Genomic DNA, 23,264 nt, shown 5'->3' on the forward strand with positions numbered 1-23,264 from the left:
GAATGCTCACTTAGTGCATAGCTGTTAAAAAGACGTATTGCTTAGCGTAGCGTGCTTTAAGCGTAGCAGCACAGCGTTGACCGCCCTCGTGAGATGAGGGCGGGGGTTGATCGGCTAACAGGGCGATTAAGAGGCGACGCGGAAAGGGTTACGCGGGTCGTTGTCCCAGGCGAGGAAGGGCTTGCCGGTCTCTTGAGGTACCATGGTGATGCAGTTTTCTACTGGGCAGGTGATTTGGCACAGGTTACAGCCTACACACTCATCCTCGATTACCTCGTAACGGCGTGCGCCGTCCTGCTCGGTGAGTTTGGCAATCGACTGGTGGGAGGTATCCTCGCAGGCGATATAGCAGCGGCCGCACTCGATACACAGATCCTGGTCGATGTGGGCAATGGTCTTGAAGTTGATATCCAGGTGTTTCCAGTCGGTGGTTTGGGGCACTGCCTTGCGGGAGAACGCTTCAATTGAGTCGTAGCCTTTCTCCGCCATCCAGCGGGAGAGGCCGTCTTTCATCTCTTCCACAATCCTGAAACCGTTCAGCATCGCCGCGGTGCACACCTGCACGCTGCCAGAGCCGAGGGAGATAAACTCCGCCGCATCGCGCCAGGTGGAAATGCCGCCGATGCCGGAAATTGGCAGCGTTGCGGTGGCGGGGTCGCGGGCGATTTCCGCCACCATATTCATCGCAATGGGCTTAACCGCGCTGCCGCAGTAGCCGCCGTGGGTGCTCTGGTGGCCCACGGTGGGCATGGCGACCATGTTGTCCAAGTCAATGCTGGTGATGGAGTTGATGGTGTTGATCAGCGACACCGCATCCGCGCCGCCACGCAGCGCCGCCTGAGCACCTACGCGGATATCGGTGATGTTGGGTGTAAGTTTCACAATCACCGGCTTGGAGTAGTGCTTTTTACACCAGTAGGTGACTTTTTCGATCAGATCCGGGTTTTGGCCCACCGCGGCGCCCATACCGCGCTCCGGCATGCCGTGGGGGCAGCCCAGGTTAAGCTCGATACCGTCGGCACCGGTAGCTTCCACTAGCGGTAAAATGTACGCCCAGGCCTCCTCATTGCAGGGCACCATGATGGAGACGATCAGTGCGCGGTCTGGCCAATCCTTTTTCACTTGGGTGATCTCTTGAAGATTGATCTCCAGTGAACGGTCGGTAATCAGCTCGATATTGTTAAAGCCGATGACCTCGCGGTTTTTGCCGTAGTGGGCCGAATAACGTGAGGAAACGTTCACCGCCGGCGGCTCTTCGCCGAGGGTTTTCCATACCACGCCGCCCCAGCCCGCTTCATAGGCGCGCACCACGTTATAGGCTTTATCCGTTGGTGGGGCCGAGGCCAGCCAGAACGGGTTGGGGGCTTTGATGCCGGCAAAATTTACCGAAAGATCAACGCCATTAACCACGCTGTCGCCGCTGTTTTTCTTGCCGGGTGGGGTAAACGGTAAGGTGCTCATGCGGCCTCCTGCTTGGCGGTAAGCGCTTGATGAATGGCGTGGGCCGCCAGTTTGCCGTGCTGCACGGCCTGTACGGTCAGGTCTTGGCCGGGTTGAACGCAGTCGCCCCCGGCATATACGTTGGGCATCGAGGTTTGGAACATCTCGTTAACGTGAACGCGCTCGCCGTCGCGGGCGAGTTCTGCCGCCGTGGCATCATGCAGGCTCTTCGCGTCAAAGCCCTGGCCAATGGCCTTGAAGATCGCATCAGCAGCAATCTCAAACGTCTCACCCGTGGGTGCTAAGCGTCCTGCCTGCTCAGAAGTGTTGGCAAAACGCATGCCTGCCACTTGCCCTTGCTCATTCAGCAGTATCTCATCGGGCTGCGCCCAGATGACCATGCGCACGCCGTTGGCCTTAGCGATCTCTTGTTCGTGATCGGTAGCGGACATCGCGTCTACGCCACGGCGGTACACGAGGGTTACTTCGCTGGCGCCTAAGCGGGCCATTTGAGTGGCCATATCAATCGCGGTGTTACCTGCGCCAATCACGATGCAGCGCTTAGCGACCGCAAGAGTGCCCAAGTCATCGGTTTGGCGCAGGGTTTTGATGTAGTCCACCGCAGGCATCAGGCCAGGGGCGTCCTCACCGGTAAGCCCTAACGCTCGGCTGGCACCAAGACCTAACCCGAGAAAAACGCTGTCATACTGCTGGTGCAGGGTGTCGAGGGTCAGGTTATCGCCCAGACGCTGGCCGTACTGGATGTCGATGCCACCGATTTCGAGCAAAAACTCGACTTCCTTGCGGGCGAAGTCGTCGGTCATTTTGTAGCGGGCAATACCGTACTCGTTGAGACCACCAGGCTTCTGTTCGGCTTCAAATATCGTTACTTGGTGGCCCAGCATGGCGAGGCGATGGGCGCAGGAAAGCCCAGCAGGACCCGCCCCCACCACGGCAATATGGCGGCCAGTGGTGGCGGCGCGTTTGAACGGGTGGCTCTCAAACTGCATGTTGTCGGTGGCGTGGCGCTGTAATAAACCGATGAGCACCGGCTGACACTCGGCATCATGGTTACGCACACAGCTGCGTTCGCAGAGGATTTCCGTGGGGCACACGCGGGCGCAGCTGCCGCCCAGAATGTTGGCCTCCAGAATGGTTTCAGCCGCGCCGTTGATGTTGCTTTCGCTGATTTGGCGGATAAAGCTTGGAATGTCGATTTCCGACGGGCATGCTTCCACGCAGGGCGCATCATAGCAGTAGAGGCAGCGCTGGCTTTCGATGATGGCTTGGCGCGGCGTTAGTGGTGGGTGCAGGTCGCTAAAGTTATGCTTCAGCGCCTCAGGGTCGTAGGTGCCGACCTCTTTTGCGCTGGGTAAATGATCAAGTGAATGGGTCACGGTCGTTTCTCCATTGCTCTGTTCTTTAGTGAGGGCGAGTTAGCGTGTTACCGCGACGGGCGCGTTTAACTCAGCGCGTTTGGCGAGCAGTTCAAATACGCCGGGGTAGGCGGGGCGCTCTAAGTAGCGGCCTGCACCACGCTCGGCGTGTAGCTCGCCGTCGCGCCATGTCCACTTGCCTTGGCTGATGGTGTGGCGGGCGATGCCGCGCACCGTTTTGCCCTCAAAGATATTGAAGTCGACGTTCTGGTGGTGGGTTTTGGCAGAAATCGTCCGCGTACCGTTCGGGTCCCAGACCACAATGTCGGCATCGGAGCCGACCTGAATCGCACCTTTGCGCGGGTAGAGATTAAAAATTTTGGCGGTATTGGTGGAGGTCACAGCGACAAACTCCTGGGGCGAGAGCTTGCCGGTGTTCACGCCCTCATCCCACAGCACCGCCAAACGGTCTTCCACCCCGGCAGTGCCGTTGGGAATCTTGGTGAAGTCATCTTTACCGGCGGCTTTCTGCTCTTCGCAGAAGCAGCAGTGGTCGGTGGCGGTGGTTTGCAAATTGCCGGATTGCAGGCCATGCCAGAGCGCTTCTTGATGGCCTTTGGGGCGGAAGGGCGGGCTCATGACGTGAGCGGCGGCGGTTGCCCAGTCGGGGTGCTGATAAACGCTGTCGTCGATCACCAAGTGACCCGCTAAGCATTCGCCAAACACCGGGTGGCCCTGTTGGCGGGCGTAGGCGATTTCGTCTACCGCATCTTTGGTGGAAACGTGGACGAGATAGACAGGGGCGCCAAGCGTGCTGGCAATGCGAATCGCACGGCTGGCGGCTTCGCCTTCCACTTGGGGTGGTCGAGAAAGCGGGTGGGCTTCCGGCCCGGTAATGCCCTGGGCCAATAACTTCTGCTGCATGTGGTAGACCAGCTCGCCATTTTCTGCGTGAACAGTGGGCACGGCCCCTAGCTCCAGGCAGCGAGAAAAGCTCTCTACCAGAATGTCGTCGGTGGCCATGATCGCGCCCTTGTAGGCCATAAAGTGCTTGAAGCTGTTAACGCCGTGTTCGCGCACTAGCGTACCCATCTCCTCTTTAACGCTCTCGTCCCACCAGGTAATTGCCACGTGGAAGGCGAAGTCAGTCGCCGCTTTTTCCGCCCAGCCTTGCCAGGTTTCAAAGGCTTCCAGCAGCGACTGGCCGGGGCTTGGAATGACAAAATCGATAATCGTGGTCGTGCCACCTGCCATGGCCGCGGCGGTGCCGGTGTAGAAGTCTTCGCTAGCGACGGCGCCCATAAACGGCATCTGCATATGGGTATGGGGGTCAATGCCGCCGGGCATGACCAGCTGGTCGCTGGCATCGACGATCTCGCAGCCTTCAGGGATGTCTAGGTCGGTGCCAATGGCGTGGATTTTGCCGTCAACACACAGCACATCTGCGCGGTAGGTATCAGCGTGGGTGACAACGGTGCCGCCTTTGATCAATAGGCTCATGGTTTGCTCCTGCGTAACGTTGACTAAGAGGGCTTATTCGCCGTCGGTGAGGCGGGTGTAGGTCTCAGGGCGGCGGTCACGGAAGAACTGCCAGTTGTTGCGCACCTCACGCACCATGTCCAAATCGATCTCGTGTACCAGCAGCTCGTCTTCGGTTTCGCTGGCCTGGGCCTCGATTTTGCCGCGCGGGTTAACGATGTAGCTGGAACCGTAGAAGTCGCCGATGTTCCACGGCGCTTCAGTACCCACGCGGTTAATAGCGGCAATAAAGCAGCCATTGGCGGCGGCGGAGGCGGGCTGTTCAAGCTCCCACAGGTATTGGGAAAGCCCGGCCACAGTGGCGGAGGGGTTGAAAATTACCTCGGCGCCGTTGAGCGCCAGCGCCCGCCAGCCTTCGGGGAAGTGACGGTCGTAGCAGATATAAACGCCGATTTTGCCGTAAGCCGTATCAAACACGGGCCAGTTGGATTTGCCCGGCTTAAAGAAGAATTTTTCCCAAAAGCCCGCTACTTGGGGGATATGGGTTTTATGGTATTTGCCCAGGTAGCTGCCGTCGGCATCGAATACCGCAGCGGTGTTGTAGTAAACGCCGGTCTCGGTCTCTTCATAGATGGGCACGATGATGACCATGCGGTGTTTGGCCGCCAGCTTCTGCATCATTTGGCAAGTGGGGCCTTCCGGCACCCGTTCGGCGGCGGCGTACCACTTTGCATCTTGGCTAGGGCAGAAATAGGGTTGGTTAAATACTTCTTGAAAACAGAGTACCTGCACGCCTTGTTCGGCGGCCTGCTCAACCAATGGCAAATGCGCTTCATTCATCGCGTCACGAATGGCGGCAGGTTCTAAGTCAGTGGTGGTTTTAAGGCCCATCTGAATTAAGCCAATCTTCATTTTCTGCATGTTACAGCCCTCTCTTCTCATACGCGCCAACCGCATGCGGGCGCATGTCGGTTCGTTTCCGGTCATGTGAGGAGTCGTGGATTAACGCCTCTCAAACGATGGCTGCGTGGCGTGCAGTGGTGCTCCCCTTTGCTTTTTGTAAAGCATAAGATGGAAGCGATTATTGTTGTTTTATAAAAGTTGTCATATTTGACAGCTTTTTGAACATAGACCGTTATGGTGTGCTATTTCAAGATTTTTTTGAAATTACTTTAACTCTTTGATTTGTTAAATGTTTTATGAGTTTTATGGGTTTTTTGACTAAATTGGTGACTGCCTGCACTGTAATGGTGTTTTTATTTTATTTTTATAAAACAATGTCTTGATAACTTTTTTACATTTTTTGTGAGATTTTGAAGCCTCGTTTTGGTGCGTTTTTTTATGAAAGAACTACGCTAATTAGTGGTTTGTAAAACCATAAGGCGAATAATAACAATCACGCTAACAGTGTCTGTATGTCTGTCAGATAAGTCAGCTTCTTGATCAATAAGTTAATAGCTTAGTGGCTGGTTTAGGCACGCTTATTGCTGCACATAAAGCGATACCGTGAATACAACGGGCAACAGCACTGCTGAGGAGAACACTATGACCGAGCGAACCTCCCAAATGGTGGATAGAGAGGGGCTAATTGAACTTGATGTCGAAAACGATGTTCGTGATAGCCCACGCTTTAACGAGGATATTGCCCCCACAAAGGCGGCTGAAAGAACCTGGAGTAAATGGAACATTGGCGCGCTATGGGTAGGGATGTCGATCTGTGTACCGACCTATACGCTGGGGGGGGTACTCACCGCCTATTTTGGCTTAAGCGTAGGGGAGGCACTGTTTGCTATCCTTCTGGCCAATATCATCGTGCTGATTCCGCTCACCTTAAACGCTTTTCCTGGCACGAAATTTGGCATTCCCTTTCCCGTCGTACTGCGCTCATCGTTTGGTATTTTAGGCTCTAACGTGCCGTGTTTAGTACGGGCGTTAGTAGGCTGTGGCTGGTTTGGTATCCAAACCATGTTTGGCGGTCTCGCTATTCACCTGCTGCTCTCTGCGTTAATTCCTGCCTGGGCAGCCTTGGGTGGCGTTGGTGAAGTGATCGGCTTTTTTGTCTTTGGGGCGATGAATCTGTATGTGGTGATTCGTGGCGCTGAATCGATCAAATGGCTGGAAACACTGGCCGCGCCGTTACTGTTGGCGGTGGGGATTGGGCTGATGATGTGGGCATGGCCGCATATGTCGATGACAGAGCTGCTGGCTCAGCCGCCATCGCGCCCTGAAGGTGCGTCGGTTTATGGTTACTTCTTTGCTGGCTTAACCGCTATGGTAGGTTTTTGGGCCACGTTGTCGCTGAATATTCCCGACTTCAGCCGTTTCGCGAAAAGCCAAAAAGACCAAATTGTAGGGCAAGTGATGGGCTTGCCGCTGACCATGTTCTTCTTTGCAGCACTTGGGGTGGTACTCACCGCTGCATCTGAGTCACTGGTGGGGCAAACCATTGCTGATCCGGTCAACTTGATTGGCATGATCAACAGCCCTTTCTGGGTGGTGCTGGCGATGGTGTTTATTATTATTGCGACGCTTTCCACGAATACGGCCGCGAACATTGTATCGCCTACTAACGACTTCCAAAATATTGCACCTAAGTGGATAAATCAGACGCGTGGCGTGCTGATGACAGGGGCGGTAGGCGTGCTGCTGATGGGTTATGACCTGTTACAAAAAGCAGGCGTGATCACCCAAGGCGTATCCTTAGAGCAGATGTACGCTAACTGGTTGCTTGGCTACTCCAGCTTGTTAGGCCCTATTGCAGGTATTATGGCAGTTGATTACTTTTTGATTAAAAAGCAGCGTCTAGACGTGCCCAGCCTCTATATGGATAACCATGCGTACCCTGCGGTGAATGTAGCGGGATTTATCGCTTTCGGTGTGCCTGTGGTGCTGACGTTGCTTTCACTATTAACCGGCACTATGAACTGGTTCTATGACTACGGCTGGTTTACTGGCTCAGCGTTGGGCGCGATTGTTTATTATGTTGCAAGCCAAGCGTTAGCCACCTCATCTCAGGTGGGTCCTACGCCGCTAGACGCAAGTGAAGTGATAAAACAGCCATAAAACGTTACTAACGCTTGGTCAGCAAAAACAGCGCCCGGCCTTTGGCTGGGCGTTGACGGTTTAGTCTGGCTGTTTGAGAAAGCTTAAAAATGCATTAACCACTCGGTTGGGGCGGCGGTCGCGGCGGGTGATTAACACAAAGGGCGTTAGATAGTGGAGGGTGGCTGCATGGAGCGTGCGCATTTTGCCTGCGGCGACCCATTGGGCGGCAACGTGTTCCGGTAAAAAGCCGATAAAGCGTCCGGTGAGAATCAAAAAGGCAGCGCCTTCGCGGTCGGAAGCCGACGCCTGTAGGTTAAGCGAGTCGTGGGCTATACGCGCATCGCTGGGCAGTGGGTAGCGGGGGGTGATGGCGGGCGCAAGGGCAATCTCTGCAGCGCTTATGGCGTCGTCAGGCTGTTTATAAAGCGGATGATCGGCTGAGCAGTAAAGGTAGGAGGGCTCATCATAAAGTAGGCGAGTTTCCAAACTGGTGGGCAGGTTCACCGCAGGCACCACGCCAACCTGCAAGTGGCCGTCCATTACTCCTCGGATGACCGCATCCGAAGGCTCCATGTGAATATTAACCGTAACGCTGTGATGGGGGGCGGTCAGCTTCGCCAGTGCATGGGTAACGTGCATGTCGGGCAGCGTTACTAAGTTGTCGGTAATGCCGATATTCAGCTCACCTTTGATGCTGTGGTGCAGGGCGTTAACGTCGCTTTTAAACGTCTCCAGCGCCGTCAGAAGCGTCAGGCCTGCCTGATAAATCTCTTTGCCCTCTTCGGTTAAGCTGAACCCTCCGCGCCCGCGCTGGCAGAGTGAAAAGCCTAAACGGCCTTCTAGGTCGTTCATGTGCTGGCTAATGGCTGAGCGGCTAATCCCCAGGGCAGTTTCGGCCGCGGTAAAGCCGCCGCACTCCACCACGGTTTTAAAAATACGCACCAAGCGTATTTCATAGTCGCTCATTTGGCCTAGAGTGGGCATGGTGCTTTTATATCCTTGAAGAAACCTAGCAAAATTAGCTCTTTAATGGCTCTATTACATTGTAAACTAAGCCTATATCCAATTTAATCGTAGATAGAGCTGTACGCTTAACGTTATTCAGTGGGCTATTGTCCCTGTGCAAAAGAGGGCCTGCATTCCCGTTGCGAACATAATTATAAGGATTTTAAGGCACCATGCCGCAGAGTTTGCCGCCGTCATCGTCTTTGTCTTCCAACGCTTTTCCTTTATACCGGCGTCAGCGCTGGGGGAGCATTGCGCTTTATTATGCAGCCATGGTGGGGCTGCTGGTGCTGTTTACGTGGGTATTAAGTGATCAATACCATCAAGAGGTCAACGCCTCCCGAGATCGCAGTGCGACCCGTGCGGAGCTGGTAGGGGAGTGGGTAAGCACCACGTTTTCCCTGAGCGATCAGGTGTTAATGGATGTCTCTCAGTTGCTAGAGCCTCCCATGCCCCCTTTTCCTACTGAACACCGCCATTTTGAGTCGCTGCTTCAAAAGCGCCGCGATAGCCTGCCGATGGTCGAAGAGATAAGCATCATCGATGAGCATGGGCAGCTACTGGTCAGTTCGAACTTGAGTCATCCTCCCGGCTTTGATACCCGTGGCACGGCGTTTTTCCAGACGTTTCAACAATCGCCGCGGCTTGAGCAGCTGGTGACCCCTCTCTATTGGTCAGCCTTTTCACGCGACTACCACATTTCCCACGTGCGTCGACTGCGGGGCTTAGAGGGACACTTCAGCGGGTTGGCGGTGGTGCAAATTGCTCCCCGTGTTTTGGACAGCGCTCTGCAGCGCTTAAGCATGGGAGCGGGTGAGAGCATCGCCATCATTGATACCCAGGGGCAATTAGTGGCGCGCCGTCCAGGGTTAGATGATCAGACTGCGCTGGGGACGCCTATTGATCACGCGCGTATTACCCAGTTTTTAAACAGCGCTATGCCTCGCGAAAGCATGCGCATCGTCTCGCCGCTGGAAGGCGATGATCGCTTGTTCTGGCTGCACCGCGTTGAGGGATTGCCGTTTGCCGTGGTGGTGGGTGAGAGCATGCAGCAGGTGCTGGCGGGCTGGTGGCAGCGGCTATGGATACTCAGTGCCATTTTGGTGTTGATTGGCCTGCTGGGGGGTTGGGGCTTGCGCCACTATCTCAACCGCCTACAGCTTGAAATGCAGCTTTATCAGCGTATGCAGGAGCGAGAGCTGGCACGGGCAGAGGCGCAGCAGCGAGAAGCGCGGCTACAGGCGTTAGTCTACTCCATCCAGGATATGATCTTTGTGTTTGATAGCCAGGGGGGCGTGATCTACGTTCACGCGATTCATCAGCACCGGCTGCTTAAGAGTGTTCATGACATTACCGGAAAACACTACAGTGATGTGTTGCCTGAGGAGGTGGCGAAGGCATTTTCCAGCGTCTTTTATCGCGTACGGCGCCATCGGCGTGCTGAGGAGCTTGAGTATTCGCTGACATTTGAGGACGAAGTGAGATATTTCGCCGCCACTGTCAGCCCGTTAAGTGATGCTAGCGGTGGTTTTGATGGGGTGCTGGCGTTGGTGCGAGATATTACCCAAGCGAAGCTGGATGATGTGCAGCTACGCATTGCTGCGACTGCGTTTCAAACCCACCTGGGGATGCTGATTACCGATGCCCAGGGGTGCATTTTAAAAGTTAACCGAACCTTTACGCGCATTACAGGCTACCAAGAGAGCGATGTGTTGGGGGAAAACCCGCGCATGTTCAGCTCAGGCCGTCACGATGCTGATTTTTACCGCACGCTGTGGGGTAATGTCGCTAAATCAGGTAGTTGGGAAGGTGAGGTTTGGAACCGGCGTAAAAATGGCGAAGTATTTCCTGAGTGGCTCACCATCAGTGCGGTTAAAGATAATGACGGTGTACTGACACATTATGTCGCGACGCTTAGCGATATTACCGAGCGTAAAGCGGCGGAAAAAGAGATCCACAAGCTAGCGTTTTACGACCCGTTAACCGGGCTTGCGAATCGCCGTTTGTTTAAGGATCGCTTGGAAGCCATGATGAATGCTCGCCCGCGGAACCCGCATCACGGCGCGCTGCTATTTATTGATTTAGATAATTTCAAGCAGGTCAACGACACCCTGGGCCACTACGCCGGTGACCAGCTGCTTCAGCAAATGGCCTCGCAGCTGCAGGCGGTACTACGGGAAACAGATACCCTGGCGCGTTTAGGGGGTGATGAGTTTGCAGTGGTGATTGATACGCTCAACGAAGATGCTGAGCAAACGGCGCTGCTGGCGGAGGGAATTGCCCAAAAGCTGCTGGTCGCTATTCGTCGCCCGGTACTGCTGCGCGATGAGACTGTGATGGTCACCGGGAGTATTGGTATTACGGTGGTGGATGGCAGTGCGCCAAGCGTCGATGACTATCTGCAGCAAGCGGATATGGCGCTATTCCAGGCCAAAGAAGCCGGGCGCGATACGCTGAGCTTCTTCGACCCCGCCATGCAGTCAGAGCTGGTGCAGCGTGCGCGGCTTGAGGCAGACCTTCGCCATGCCTTGGCCAATCAGCAGTGGCGGTTGCACTATCAGCCCCAAGTCGACCGCGACGGCGTGCCAACGGGGGTAGAAGCGCTGCTACGTTGGCAGCACCCTGAGCGCGGCATGGTGTCGCCCGGGGTGTTTATTTCACTACTTGAGAGCACGCGGTTAATTAACGAAGTAGGCGACTGGGTGCTGGAAGAGGCGTGTTGCCAGCTGGCCGAATGGGCGCAGCAGCCGCAGTACGCACACTTGGAAATGGCTGTGAATGTGAGCCCACTGCAGTTCCGTGAGCCAGATTTTCTCGCCCGCACCCAAGCTGTTTTGCAACGCACTGGCGCGCCGCTGGAAAAGTTGAAACTTGAAGTGACTGAAAGCCTGTTTTTAGAAGCCCGCGATGATGCCCGGGCTAAAATGGAAGCATTAAAAGCACTCGGTGTACGCTTCTCTCTGGATGACTTTGGCACCGGCTACTCATCGCTTGCGTACCTGGCAAAACTGCCGCTGGATCAGCTGAAAATTGACCAGAGCTTTGTGCGTGAAATTCTGCAAAGCCCTGCCAATGCGGCGATCGTGGAGAGTACCATTGCACTGGCCAAGAGCTTAGGGCTTGACGTGATTGCTGAGGGCGTAGAAACCGGCGAACAGCAGCGCTGGTTGGCCGAGCACGGCTGCTACTGTTATCAGGGGTATCTGTTTGCACGGCCGATGGCGTTGTCTGCGTTAACCCAATGGGTCAGCCAGCAGAAGGGGTAGCTGAAGGCGGGTTGCTAGCGCGTCGGGAACAATCACTTCCAGGCGGGAATCCTGGCGCCAGGCGCAGCCCTCTACACTGAGTTTACCGTCGGCGCGATTAAGGCGCTTCCAACCGCTGTCGGTATGAAACACCCCTTTTACCCGAGCCGCCGCGGGGAGTTCGCCCAACCACGCTGCTAAGCGGTCGAGGTCAAAGCGCTCACTCGGGTGCCAGCGCACACCGGTACTGGTGTAGCCAAGGGCGCTAGCGGTTTCTTGCTGGGGTTTGCCAGGCGGAGGTAGAAAGTCAAAAAAACCGCCTTCTAGACTAGGAGGAGAGGTGGGCTGTTGATGGGCCACGGGTACGTCGGCACGCGTCGAGGTGGCTTTACCGCTGTTAAGTAATCGGGAAATAGGCAGTTGTCCGGCGTTAGCGTGGTGAATCCATTTGCGCGTTGGCCAAAGCGCGTTGGCGAACTGCTGAGCATTTTCAAGCTGCTCTGGGGCTGACTGTTCTCGCATGGTAATCACCACCGCGTCGGCCATGGCCAACTGGTCTTGAAACGTTTCGTGGGCGCGCACGCGCGCTTCATCCAGGCGGCGAGGGTCGAGCGTGGCGATAATGTCGTGGACATCCACGACGTCTTGAAACGCCTCGCCTCGCAGTAGGTCAAGTAGGCCCGCGGGATGTCCCAGCCCCGAGGGCTCGATAATCACGCGGTCAGGTTTGCTGCGCGCCAGTAGGTTTATCAGCGCTGCCTGGAGCACAAACGACAGCTGGCAGCACAGACAACCGCCGGGCAGGCCTTTCACTACCACATCCTCACGATGGTCAAACATCGCTTGATCAATGCCAATTTGACCAAACTCGTTGACCAGAATCGCCCACGTTTCATCCACAGGCTTTTGTTCAAGCAGGCTGTGGATAAGCGTGGTTTTTCCGCTGCCTAAAAAGCCGGTGATGATATGCACCGGTACTTTTTTTAAAGCTGCCACGCCCTAGCCCCCCGTCATGTTCATAAAACGTACCACCTGAACGTCGCCATCGGTGGTGAAATGATGGCGTTCAGGCTTCAGCGGCAGCGCATTGATAATAGCCGTTTTCAGTGCCTGCATATCCCCTGGATAGCGGCGCAGTACAGCGCGTAGATCTACCGAGTGCTCGTTGCCCAGACAGAGCAGCAGGCGCCCTTCAACGGTGACGCGAACACGGTTGCAGGTGTCGCAAAAATTGTGGCTGTGGGGCGAGATAAACCCCACACGACTTTCGCTATCGGCCATTTTAAAGTAGCGCGACGGGCCGGGCGTCTTTTCTGTGGTGGGGATTAGCGGATAGCGCGTTTCAATCAGTGCCTGTACATCGTCGCTGGAGTAGAAGGTCTCTGCCCGGGAGTGGTCAGAAACGTCGCCCAACGGCATCTCTTCGATAAAGCTAATATCGAGACCTTCCTCACGGGCGAAGGTGACGAGGTCGAGCACTTCATCGTCGTTACGGCCTTTTAAAATCACCGCGTTGAGCTTAATGCGCTGGAAACCAGCCTCTTTGGCGGCGTGGATGCCGTCAATCACTTTGGCTAAATCACCGGTGCGGGTGAGCTGCTTAAAGCGTTCCGGGTCGAGTGAGTCCAGGCTTATGTTCAGCCTGCGCAAGCCTCCCGCAAACAACTGTTTCGCGTGTTTGCGTAGGCTGGCGCCGTTGGTGGTCATGGTGAAGTCGTTAAGCCCTGGCAGCGTGCCTATTTCATCCACTAACTGCTCAATGCCTTTTCGTACCAGCGGCTCGCCGCCGGTGAGGCGGATTTTCTCAACGCCTAACTCGGTAAAGGCGCGGGCTACCATCGCCAGTTCTTCCAAGGTGAGCACTTGCGCACGAGGCAGAAACACCATCTCCTCGCTCATGCAGTAGACGCAGCGGAAGTCGCAGCGATCAGTGACAGAAATCCGCACGTAGCTGACACGGCGGCCAAAGTCGTCAATCAGTTGTTTGGCAATCTGTGGATCGGTCATTGCCACCCCGTTAGTGGTTGAATGGATACCGTTTCACCAGGCTGAGCACCTGCCTGATCATCGCCCAGCTCAATCAGGCAGTTGGCCGCTACCATCGAGGTCAAAATACCCGACCCCTGAGCGCCGGTCGTGCGCACGTGCAGTGTTCCCTGCGAGTCGCAGCGATACACGCCACGTAAAAAATCGGTGCGCTGCAAGCGGCTTTTTAGCGGCGTTTCCGCAATGGCCGTTAAGCGCGCAGGTGGTGAAGGCATTTGCCCTTGCAGGCGTTGCAGCAGCGGGACCACAAACTGGCTAAAGGTTACCATGACCGCCACCGGGTTGCCGGGCAAGCCAATAAACGGCGTGTGCGATTGGCCAAGCCTGCCGCAGGCCATGGGCCGCCCTGGGCGCAGCGCCACCCGCCAGAAAGCTAACTGCCCAAGCTGCTCTAACGCTTGGCGAGTGAAGTCGGCATGGCCGACGGAAACGCCGCCGCTGGTAATCACTAAATCGCTGTTTTCGGCAGCGTCTGCCAGCGCATGCTGAATGACGGTTTGATCATCGGGCAGAATTCCTAGGTCGACGACCTCAGCGACTTGTTCGGCGAGTAGGCCCATCAAGGCAAATCGGTTGGTGTCGTAAATAGCGGCGCTGGGTAGCGCCTCGCCAGGGGGCGTCACTTCATTACCGGTGGAGAAAATTGCTACCTTGGGGCGTTTAAAGACCGCAACGTTGGCATAACCCAGCGAGGCAACAAGCCCCAAACTAGCGGCATCAAGGCGAGTGCCCGCGGCCAGGGCAACTTCGCCAGCAGCGATATCTTCCCCTGCTTGGCGAACGTGCTGGCCGCGTAACACCCGCTCAGGCGCATCAATCACCACGCAATCAGGGTGCTCTACTAGCTGCTCCCGCATAACGACGGTATCAGCGCCTGCGGGTAGCGGGGCGCCGGTAGTAATGCGCACGCACTGGCCTACACGCACTTGGCCTGCAAACATGTGCCCCGCAAAGGCGTCGCCTGCAATGGGCCAGCGGGTCTGGCAAGGCGTTGTTTCGGGCCAAGCAAGCGCTACCCCGTCCATGGCAGCATTGGTGTTTTGCGGCACATTAATAGGGGCGGTGATATCGACAGCGAGTCGCCTGCCATAGGCCTGACTGAGCGCGATGTACTCACTCCCCACTGGGCGCTCAACCAGTGTCATAAGCGCTTCCCGCGCGGTGTCAACGGGGAGCATCTGTTCGCCTAGCTCAAAGCACGACAGGCTCATAGTCTCTCCTGGGGGGCAGTCGCTAGCGCTAGCTCCAAGCGATGTTTTTCTTCCTCAGTATTTAAGTTGGCAAACGCCTCAGGGCAGTCGGACATATCCACCTTGCACCACGCGTGGCGGGCGAACCAGCGGTCGATTTTGCGCTCGCCCTGGGCAAGGGCGTCGGCAAGGTCGTCAGCTAACGAGGTGCGCAAGAGGACGACAACCGGGTGAAGGCGCTCACCGTCGAAGGCGACGGCGATATCCTGCTCGCCGCTTTCCGTCATAATGCCCGCAAGCATGCGCGGCACGAGGTCGTTGGGTAGAGCAGGGGAGTCGCAAGGGGCGACCAGAAGCCAGGGCGTTTTAGCCGCCCGTAGCCCGCTATAAATGCCCATCAACGGCCCTTTAAAGCCGCCCTCTGCATCTTCTATCACCCGGTTAGCGAATGGCGCGTAGCCGTCACTATTGCGGTTGGCATTAATCAGCAGCTCAGCCACGCGGCCTTCCAAGCGCTTTGCAACATGGGCCACCAGCGGCAGCCCGGCGAAGGGTTCAAGACCTTTGTCGCGGCCACCCATCCGGCGACCTTCACCGCCGGCCAAAATCATGCCGGTTATGTCGTGTGTTGCGATCATACGCCCGCCTCCTTTGATGTGCGCGCAGTCGGTGGTTTGTCGGGGATGGCGTCAAGGGTTAAACGGCCATTAGCATTGATCGCCTGAAAGTTTTTTCCCTTAGCGCGGCCAATCAGCATCACGCCGAAGCGCTCGGCCAGCTCCACGCCTTTTTGGGTGACGCCGGAGCGTGAGACCAGCACGCTAATGCCCATCTGCGCTACTTTTAGCACCATCTCGGAGGTCAGGCGGCCCGTGGTGTAAAAAATGTCGGCGTTAGCACTCTCCGCTTGCTTAAGCCACTGGCGGCCTGCCAAGGTGTCTACGGCATTATGCCTGCCAACATCCTCGACAAAATCAAGCACCTCGGTTTGGCGGCATAGCGCACAGCCGTGTACCGCGCCTGCGCTGCGGTACGTCTCGTTGTAAGCGTTAAGATTGCTCAGTAGCTGGTAGAGCGTTGACTGCGTAAGCAGTGTTTCAGGCAGGGTGGTTAATGAGGTTTGGGCGAGCAAGTTGCCAAACACCGTTCCTTGACCGCAGCCGGTGGTCACCGTGCGCGTACTTAAACGCGCCTCTAAATCTTCCGGCAGGTGGCGTGTAACCACAACGGCCGCTTCCACTTCCCACTCCACTTGAACGGCGGTTAAGTCCTCGGCCGAGCGCAGCAGCCCCTGATTACGCAAATAGCCCACCACCAGGGCTTCTGGGTCGTCTCCCAAGGTCATGAGCGTAACGATTTCGCGTTTATTGAGGTAAACCGTCAAAGCGCGCTCGGCGGCAATCGCCTGCTGGCGTGTTTCGCCATAGGCATCCATGACGTTGATAGTGGTGGTCGCTGGTAACCGGGCTCGGCTTAATTGAAGGGCGGGCATCCGCAATCCTCGCTGGTACTTAATCAAGCGCCTGAACAGCAATACCTGAAAAACAGTACCTAAAAACAATAATAGTTGAGTAAAACACTCTGAGTTGACGATGATGGCGCTCGGGGGGCTTACTTGTCTACCCATTCTAAGTCTAAGGTAATTAGCTAAGAGGTCTCCCGCTATGACGGATAATTTACGCGCATTGAGTATTACCTTGGTCGCTGAGCCTAAACAGGTGAAGGGTTTTACCCTGACACAGTGGCGCATTGCTAGCCTAGCGCCCGGAGATCAGGGCGAGTGTGTGCTAGCGCTTCAGCTTTCGATGACTGAGCGTGCTGCCTACCGCTTTAATCTAACGTCGGCTTCTCCTCGGCTATTCGTACGGGCAGGATTTAGTGGTCAAACGCCTAAGCCGGATGCCATCACCGCGAGCCAGGATGTGGCGGCCGGCTGGCTGGATGGCGAGCAGCAGGTGCTAGAAGCGCCGATGCCCATGGCGATTCAGGTATGGATTGAAAATTACCTTGCCCGCCATGGCGAGGCGCCACTGGAAATGCGTAAGAAAAAACGTAAAGGGGCCGGGCGAGCAAAAGAACTGCCCACCAAGGAGCAGCCGCAGTGAGCCGATTAGAGCGCTGGTCGCGCAAAAAGCGCGGTGAAGAAGTTGATGAGCAACCGCTGGAAAGCGCGGCATCAGCAACAGTGGAAGAACGGCCCCGGGAGAGCGCACCGATAAACGATGGCGCAGAAGAGCAGGCTGCGCCCAGCGAGTTGTCATCACAGCAAGCGGTTGATGAGACGCCCGCACCGGGCAGCTTGGACCATACGTTACCTGACCCTGATGCGTTGCCCCCAGGCAGTGACTTCAGCGTGTTTATGGCTTCTGGCGTTAGCGCTGCGCTACGTCGTCGAGCGCTCAAACGGCTATGGGCTACGGGTAACTACAACGTGCGTGATGGCTTAGACGACTACGATGCCGACTACCGTCAGCAACTCAAGCCCATGGCGAGTGAGCTAGCGAGTAAATTGCGGCGTTGGGCCAATAAGGCAGAAGAGCACGTCGCTACTAATGAAAATGTCGTAGATGAAACGATCACAGAGGAAGAAAAAACGGGTGTGGAAGAGCATTCAGCTGCGTTGAATGCCTGTGAAGATGAGGAGCATTTAGCGCAAAATGGCGGTCTAGACGACCAGTCTGATAGAGTAAGTGCCCCATCAGGAGCAACACACGAAAAACAATAAAATTATTTTTATACAATGGGTTATGAGTATATAGATGGCTTAGCGTTGACGTTTCAGTCGCTAAGAGAGTGGCAAAAAAGACCATAGGCCCATACGCTCAAGGAATAGAAAGCGTTAAGATAAGCGTCTGAAATTAAAAAATGACATTTCATTATAACAAAAATGACTTTCTGACCGTGAGCATGCATGAATCAACGTATCCAACTGGCGTCGTTAGACGACCAGCGCAATGTCGCCGCCCGTGAGGCGGTGCGTCAGCGCATCTCGTGGCCGGCCAATTTAACGCCGGCTAATGTGACCTACCATAGTCGTGGCCATGTGCTGTTAATTGGCAGCGCTCATACCGCGTACTCGGCCGCCCGCCTTTTACAAGGTCGCGGTCTTGCTTCGCTGACCCTGCTGATGACGGATGAGCCTGAGCAGCAGAGCGCGCTTACCGTCGGCAGCGAGCCATTAATAGAGCGCCGCTTCTCCATTGAACAGTTGCAGCAGCTCCACGTTTCGGGCCACTTAGGGGCTTTTCACGTTGAGCTTCGTCCCGTTGAAGGTGACGTACTTAACCTGGCCCAAGCGCTGATTGAGCGAAGTAACTTTGACGTGGTGTTGGACATGACCGGGGCCGAGTGTTCGATTAACACGCCTCCCTGGGAGTTGCCGCCGCCTGGCTACGTGGCGCTTGATTGGGCAACGGCCAGCAACCCTGGTGAAGTGCTAGACAGTGTTGCTGAGCTAATTGGCGAGTTTGATAAACCACGTTACTTTCAGGTCAATAGCGACCTGTGTGCCCACTCATCCAGCGGTAATATCGGCTGTACGCGTTGCCTGGATGTTTGCCCTGCAGACGCCATTTCCAGCTATAAAGGGCGGATCGAGTCGCGCATTGAAATTGACCCCTTTCTTTGCCAGGGCGTTGGTAGCTGTACCAGCGCCTGTCCTACCGGCGCCATTGAGTTTCGCTTGCCAGAAACCCGCCGGCAGCAGGACACCTTGTCGACATGGCTGGCCGCCTATCGCGAGGCCGGTGGGCAAGTGCCGGTAGTGCGCTTTATCACCCAAGACTCCCTCGACGCTGAACGCCAAACGGGCGTCGTCACGCCGGGCTTCATATTGGATGCGCCTCTTGAAGAGCTTGGCGCTGCGGGTCACGACCAGTGGCTCACCGCGCTGGCCAGTGGTGCCGCTGAAGTGCGCATCCATCTGCACGAAGCAATGCCTCCACGCTTAAGCGCTTTTTTAACTGATCAGCTTACTCAGGCCCGTAGCCTGCTTGAAGCGCTGGGTCATGATGCCGCGCGTATCCAGCTCATTGAGCCAGGCGATAGTGACGCCCGCGATGCGCTACCCGTCTTAACGCCGCTAACCGATGCTGCACTGGCCTTGCCTGAACCAGATAAGCGCCAGCGGTTAAATCGTGTGCTGGAACACTTAGCCACGCTTGGAACACCCAGTGGCGAACGCCACCCGATGCCAAGCGGTGCTGCTTATGGTGCTATCGAAGTAGATAGTGTCGCCTGTACGCTCTGCTACGCCTGTGTTAGCAACTGCCCAACCCCTGCGTTGAGTGCCGGTGGCGATACGCCTTCGCTTAGCTTCCGCGAAGCGGATTGTGTGCAGTGCGGCTTATGTGAAAAGGCCTGCCCTGAAGACGCCATTAGCCTGTTGCCTGGATTTTTAGCCGCTCCTGAGCGGCATGTGCGGCATGTTTGCCATGAAGAGGCGCCGTTTGAGTGCATTAGCTGTGGCAAAGCCTTTGCAACGGCCAGTACCGTGGCGGCGATTAAACAAAAACTCGCCCACCACCCTTACTTTGCTGGTGAGGCGATGGCACGTTTAGAAATGTGTGAAGACTGCCGGGTGAAGGACGTTTGGAAAACCATGATCCGCGACCCTGACGCGCAATTAAAGGTGTAAAGCCATGAGCCATGCGATGCCCACGCTGAGTGATTCAGAGGCACTGAGATCTGATATTTATCAGCTACTAGCCAGCTTATTGCGCCAAGCGCCGGACACAGAGCTGCTGCAATGGTTGGCAGCGCTTGAGATCGAGCAGGATGGCAGCCGACTGGCAGAGTGCTGGGCGGCGCTATCAAGCACTGCCCGTGACACTACGCCTGAGGCGTTACAGCGTGCTTATTTTCGCCATTTGGTGGGCGTCATTCAGGGCGAGATAGTCCCTTATGGCTCCTGGTACTTAAACGGCGAGTTAATGGAAGCGGCGTTGGTGGCGCTGCGCCACGACCTGCGCGCATTAGGCTTTGAACGTCGCGAGTCGGTCCATGAGCCAGAAGATCACCTAGCCGCTGTATGCGAAGTCATGGCAATGCTGGTGGCCTCGCAGAGCCAAGAGCAAGGCTACTTTTTTCAGCAACATATCAAGCCCTGGGCCGGTAGCTGTTTTGCTGACCTTGCCAAGGTAGACACCGCTTTCTATGCAGCGCTTGGGCAGTTGGGTGGCGCTTTTATGGAAAGCGAACAGGCTAGCTTGAGTGATCAAGCGGCCTATCAGCCGGTTCGTATTGTTGAGCCATAAAAAGAAAGGGCATGAAAGAGGAGACCCCCCATGCAAACGTCACATAACTCTGAGCGCCGCCGGTTTATCAAGACCGTAGGATTAGGAACCGCTGCCGCGGGCGCGGCCGCTGCTGTGGGCCATGTAACCTTGGCTCAAGCTGATAACAACAAGCCGGTGGAGAGCGAAAAAGCGTCAGTTAATTACCGTGAGACTGACCATGTTCGTGCTTACTACGCGTCGCTGCGCGACTGACGGCTAAAACGCCAGGAGAATTGCCATGCGTCTAACACGCAAAACAACAGCCCCCAAGGCCCCAGGTCTTGGAATTTCCCGCCGTCAGTTTTTGCAGCGCACGGGTGTCGCGACCGGTGGCGTGGCGGCCGTAGGCTTTATGGGCGCGCCGATGATGCAGCGTGCCGAGTCGGCCCAGAAAACCCCGGTGCTGGACTCCCCTGTAGAGACTAAGCGCACTATCTGCACGCACTGCTCTGTAGGCTGTGGCGTTTATGCTGAGGTTCAAGAAGGTATTTGGACAAAGCAAGAACCTGCCTTTGACCACCCCATTAACCGTGGTGCCCACTGTGCCAAGGGTGCTTCGCTGCGCCAGCATGGCCACTCCACCCGCCGTCTGAAATACCCGATGAAACTGGTGTCAGGTGAGTGGCAGCGCATGAGTTGGGACGATGCGGTCAACGAAATTGGTGACAAGCTGCTTGAGCTGCGCGATGAGCACGGCCCGGACAGCGTTTACTGGCTAGGCTCGGCCAAGTTCAATAACGAGCAGGCGTATTTAATGCGCAAGCTCGCCTCCATGTGGGGCACCAACAATACCGACCACCAGGCGCGTATCTGTCACTCCACCACGGTGGCGGGCGTGGCGAACACCTGGGGTTACGGGGCGATGACCAACTCGCTCAACGATATGCAAAAAAGCAAATCCATCCTGTTTATTGGCTCTAACCCGAGTGAAGCCCACCCGGTGGCGATGCAGCACATCTTGATTGCCAAAGAGCGCAATAATTGCGACATCATCGTTGCCGACCCGCGCTTTACCCGCACGGCGGCGAAAGCCAATAAGTACGTACGCCTGCGCCCCGGCTCGGACGTTGCCTATATCTGGGGCTTGTTGTGGCACATTTTTGAGAACGGCTGGGAAGATAGCGAGTACATCAGCCAGCGCGTTTACGGCATGGACGAAGTCCGTGCTGAGGTGGCCCAGTTTACGCCCAGGGTCGTAGAAGATATCACCGGCGTGCCGGAAGCAGAGATGTTCGATGTGGCCAAGCGGTTGTCGGACAACCGCCCTGGCTGCGTAGTGTGGTGTATGGGGGGTACTCAGCACACTACCGGGAACAACAATACCCGTGCGTACTGCATCTTAGAGCTGGCGCTGGGCAACATTGGTAAATCTGGCGGCGGGGCCAACATTCTGCGCGGCCATGACAACGTGCAAGGGGCTACCGATCTTGGCTTGGGCAGCGACTCTCTACCTGGCTACTACGGCTTGGCTGAAGGCGCCTGGGAGCACTGGTCAACCGTATGGGACGTTGACTATGAGTGGCTGAAAGAGCGCTTTGATGACACCGAATATGCCGATGGTAAACCCATGTATACCAGCGGTATTACGGTATCCCGCTGGGTGGACGGCGTGCTGGAAGAGGATGAAAACATCTCCCAGCGGACCGCGCTAAAAGCAATGTTCTACTGGGGGCACGCGGTTAACTCGCAAACCCGCGGCGTTGAAATGCAAAAGGCGATGCAGAAGCTTGAGATGATGGTCATCGTTGACCCTTATCCCACCGTTGCATCCGTTATGCACGACCGCAGCGACGGTGTTTACTTGCTGCCTGCGGCTACCCAGTTCGAGACTACCGGTAGCGTAACCGCCACCAACCGCTCCATCCAGTGGCGCGATAAAGTGATTGAGCCGCTGTTTGAGGCTAAGCCCGACCACGAAATCATGTACCTATTCGCCCGCAAGCTGGGCTTTGGAAATGAGTTCGTTAAAAACTTTGAGATGAACGGCAACGAGCCGCTTATTGAAGACGTACTGCGGGAAATCAATCGCGGCATGTGGACGGTGGGTTACACCGGACAAAGCCCTGAGCGGCTCAAAGAGCACCAGAAAAACTGGCATACCTTCAGCTTTGAAAACCTGCGTGCCCAGGGCGGCCCCGCTGACGGTGACTACTATGGCTTGCCGTGGCCCTGCTGGGGAACGCCGGAGTTTCGTCACCCTGGCTCACCCAACCTGTATGACACCAGCGTGCCGGTCATGGAAGGCGGCATGGGCTTCCGTGCCCGCTTTGGCATTGAGCGAAACGGCGTCAACCTGCTGGCCGAAGGTTCGGCACCTGTCGGTGGAGACATCGACGATGGCTACCCCGAGTTCAACGATCAGTTGCTGAAAGACTTAGGCTGGTGGGATGACCTGACCGACGTTGAGAAAGTGGCCGCTGAAGGTAAAAACTGGAAAACCGACTTCTCAGGCGGTATCCAGCGGGTAGCGATTGAGCACGGCTGCGCCCCCTATGGCAACGCCAAAGCGCGCGCTGTGGTGTGGACCTTCCCCGATGAAGTGCCAAAACACCGCGAGCCGCTTTACACCACGCGCCGTGACTTGGTTGAACGCTTCCCCACCTGGGACGACTTCGACTCCATTATGCGTCTACCTACGCTGTATAAAACCATTCAGGATCGGGATAACAGCGCCGACTACCCAATTATCCTGACCTCAGGCCGGCTGGTTGAGTACGAAGGCGGTGGTGAAGAGACGCGCTCCATGTCGTGGCTAGCGGAGCTCCAACAAGAGATGTTTGTCGAGATCAATCCGGCCAATGCCAACGACATTGGTGTGCGGGATGGCGATGATGTCTGGGTAGAAGGTGCAGAAGGCGGGCGGGTAAAAGTTAAAGCCTTAGTCACGCCTCGCGTTGATCGTAACGTTGCGTTTATGCCATTCCACTTCGGTGGCATGTTCCAGGGCGAGAGCCTGCGCGACCGTTACCCGGACGGCTCTGATCCGTACATCATTGGTGAAGCAGCGAACACCGCCACCACCTATGGCTACGATCCGGTGACACTAATGCAAGAGACTAAGTGCACCATTTGCCGCATTGAGCGCGCCTGAGGCTTGAAAAAAGGCCGACCGACCTGACAGCACGGCGGTGCGGGAGCCATCCCGCACCGGCATGAGGAGAA

Annotated in this window: 18 protein-coding genes; 8 read left to right on the forward strand and 10 right to left on the reverse strand. The window is 56.1% G+C overall.

Annotated elements, in window-relative coordinates:
• Positions 1–126 precede the first annotated feature (126 nt).
• The 4 genes from BB497_05870 to BB497_05885 are packed head-to-tail and all read right to left on the reverse strand — an operon-like array spanning position 127 to position 5,216.
• The gene (locus tag BB497_05870) at positions 127–1,461 is read right to left on the reverse strand and encodes a dihydropyrimidine dehydrogenase subunit B (GenBank protein ID AVI62268.1); all 1,335 of its coding nucleotides are present in this window, start codon (positions 1,459–1,461) and stop codon (positions 127–129) included.
• Complete coding sequence (locus BB497_05875; protein ID AVI62269.1) at positions 1,458–2,837, reverse strand: dihydropyrimidine dehydrogenase; 1,380 nt, start codon at positions 2,835–2,837, stop codon at positions 1,458–1,460. The genes BB497_05870 and BB497_05875 overlap by 4 nt, the downstream gene beginning before the upstream one ends.
• 39 nt (positions 2,838–2,876) lie before the next feature.
• Complete coding sequence (locus BB497_05880) at positions 2,877–4,316, reverse strand: dihydropyrimidinase (protein ID AVI62270.1); 1,440 nt, start codon at positions 4,314–4,316, stop codon at positions 2,877–2,879.
• Positions 4,317–4,349: 33 nt separating this feature from the next.
• On the reverse strand, positions 4,350–5,216 hold the full coding sequence (locus tag BB497_05885; protein AVI62271.1) for an acyltransferase: 867 nt from the start codon (positions 5,214–5,216) through the stop codon (positions 4,350–4,352).
• 624 nt (positions 5,217–5,840) lie between these two features.
• Between BB497_05885 and BB497_05890 the strand changes: the two genes are divergently transcribed.
• Positions 5,841–7,358 (forward strand): nitrate reductase, encoded by a 1,518-nt coding sequence (locus tag BB497_05890; GenBank protein ID AVI62272.1) that lies wholly within the window; start codon positions 5,841–5,843, stop codon positions 7,356–7,358.
• A gap of 60 nt (positions 7,359–7,418) precedes the next feature.
• On the opposite strand, the gene BB497_05895 is transcribed toward BB497_05890, so the two are convergent.
• Positions 7,419–8,324 (reverse strand): LysR family transcriptional regulator, encoded by a 906-nt coding sequence (locus tag BB497_05895; protein ID AVI62273.1) that lies wholly within the window; start codon positions 8,322–8,324, stop codon positions 7,419–7,421.
• A gap of 293 nt (positions 8,325–8,617) precedes the next feature.
• Here BB497_05895 and BB497_05900 point away from each other — a divergent pair, with 293 nt between their 5' ends.
• Entirely contained in the window at positions 8,618–11,611 is a 2,994-nt protein-coding gene (locus tag BB497_05900) for a diguanylate cyclase (GenBank protein AVI64275.1), read from the forward strand.
• On the opposite strand, the gene BB497_05905 is transcribed toward BB497_05900, so the two are convergent.
• From BB497_05905 to BB497_05925, 5 genes are read right to left on the reverse strand one after another with little or no spacing between them, the layout of a single operon-like run.
• Positions 11,579–12,586: a cobalamin biosynthesis protein P47K gene (locus BB497_05905; protein ID AVI62274.1), complete on the reverse strand. Its 1,008-nt coding sequence runs from the start codon at positions 12,584–12,586 to the stop codon at positions 11,579–11,581. The two genes, BB497_05900 and BB497_05905, sit on opposite strands and share 33 nt — an antisense overlap.
• A 3-nt stretch (positions 12,587–12,589) precedes the next feature.
• Complete coding sequence (locus tag BB497_05910; GenBank protein ID AVI62275.1) at positions 12,590–13,597, reverse strand: cyclic pyranopterin phosphate synthase MoaA; 1,008 nt, start codon at positions 13,595–13,597, stop codon at positions 12,590–12,592.
• Entirely contained in the window at positions 13,594–14,847 is a 1,254-nt protein-coding gene (locus BB497_05915) for a molybdopterin molybdenumtransferase MoeA (protein ID AVI62276.1), read from the reverse strand. The genes BB497_05910 and BB497_05915 overlap by 4 nt, the downstream gene beginning before the upstream one ends.
• Positions 14,844–15,464, reverse strand: a complete 621-nt coding sequence (locus tag BB497_05920; protein AVI62277.1) for a molybdenum cofactor guanylyltransferase — start codon at positions 15,462–15,464, stop codon at positions 14,844–14,846. Before BB497_05920 ends, BB497_05915 begins: the two co-directional genes overlap by 4 nt.
• On the reverse strand, positions 15,461–16,318 hold the full coding sequence (locus tag BB497_05925; protein AVI62278.1) for a formate dehydrogenase family accessory protein FdhD: 858 nt from the start codon (positions 16,316–16,318) through the stop codon (positions 15,461–15,463). The genes BB497_05920 and BB497_05925 overlap by 4 nt, the downstream gene beginning before the upstream one ends.
• A 172-nt stretch (positions 16,319–16,490) precedes the next feature.
• On the opposite strand from BB497_05925, the gene BB497_05930 reads away from it, so the two are divergent.
• The 6 genes from BB497_05930 (at position 16,491) to BB497_05955 (ending at position 23,193) form a co-directional block, all read left to right on the forward strand.
• Positions 16,491–16,931 carry a hypothetical protein gene (locus BB497_05930; GenBank protein ID AVI62279.1) on the forward strand — a complete coding sequence of 147 codons (441 nt, stop codon included), beginning with the start codon at positions 16,491–16,493 and terminating at the stop codon, positions 16,929–16,931.
• Entirely contained in the window at positions 16,928–17,551 is a 624-nt protein-coding gene (locus tag BB497_05935) for a hypothetical protein (protein AVI62280.1), read from the forward strand. The genes BB497_05930 and BB497_05935 overlap by 4 nt, the downstream gene beginning before the upstream one ends.
• Positions 17,552–17,737: 186 nt before the next feature.
• On the forward strand, positions 17,738–19,462 hold the full coding sequence (locus BB497_05940; protein AVI62281.1) for a 4Fe-4S ferredoxin: 1,725 nt from the start codon (positions 17,738–17,740) through the stop codon (positions 19,460–19,462).
• A 4-nt stretch (positions 19,463–19,466) separates the two neighbouring features.
• Positions 19,467–20,081, forward strand: a complete 615-nt coding sequence (locus BB497_05945) for a molecular chaperone TorD (GenBank protein ID AVI62282.1) — start codon at positions 19,467–19,469, stop codon at positions 20,079–20,081.
• Positions 20,082–20,111: 30 nt separating this feature from the next.
• Positions 20,112–20,315: a twin-arginine translocation pathway signal gene (locus BB497_05950; GenBank protein ID AVI62283.1), complete on the forward strand. Its 204-nt coding sequence runs from the start codon at positions 20,112–20,114 to the stop codon at positions 20,313–20,315.
• A 25-nt stretch (positions 20,316–20,340) separates the two neighbouring features.
• Positions 20,341–23,193: a formate dehydrogenase gene (locus BB497_05955; protein AVI62284.1), complete on the forward strand. Its 2,853-nt coding sequence runs from the start codon at positions 20,341–20,343 to the stop codon at positions 23,191–23,193.
• Positions 23,194–23,264: the final 71 nt, after the last annotated feature.

Origin of the sequence: Halomonas sp. GFAJ-1, assembly GCA_002966495.1 — a bacterium.
Taxonomy (GTDB): Bacteria; Pseudomonadota; Gammaproteobacteria; order Pseudomonadales; family Halomonadaceae; genus Vreelandella.